This window comes from Prevotella sp. P3-122 (assembly GCF_002251365.1).
GTDB lineage: Bacteria > Bacteroidota > Bacteroidia > Bacteroidales > Bacteroidaceae > Prevotella.
This window is the reverse complement of sequence record NZ_NPJH01000023.1, coordinates 1-223: the sequence shown is the minus strand read 5'-3', so window position 1 is coordinate 223 and position 223 is coordinate 1. Positions and strand designations below refer to the sequence as shown.

1 rRNA gene is annotated in these 223 nt (G+C 51.6%); it reads left to right on the top strand.

The window, feature by feature from the left end:
* Positions 1-95, top strand: a 23S ribosomal RNA gene (locus CIL02_RS04075); the annotation flags it as partial.
* Positions 96-223 lie beyond the last annotated feature (128 nt).

The window sequence follows — 223 nt, the reverse complement described above, 5'->3', positions numbered from 1 at the left end:
AAGGGTCGTCACAGACGATGACGTTGATAGGGCGCAGGTGTAAAGACGGTGACGTCAAAGCCGAGCGCTACTAATTGCCCGAAGGCTTTTGAGTGCGATTATTTTCGGTATGTGTTTCTTATGGTCTTGCTTGTGTGCGATAGTCACCTGCTGTTTGCCGGCAGGAGGAAATTATCAGGTGGTTATAGCGGCGGGGTCCCACCTCTTCCCATTCCGAACAGAG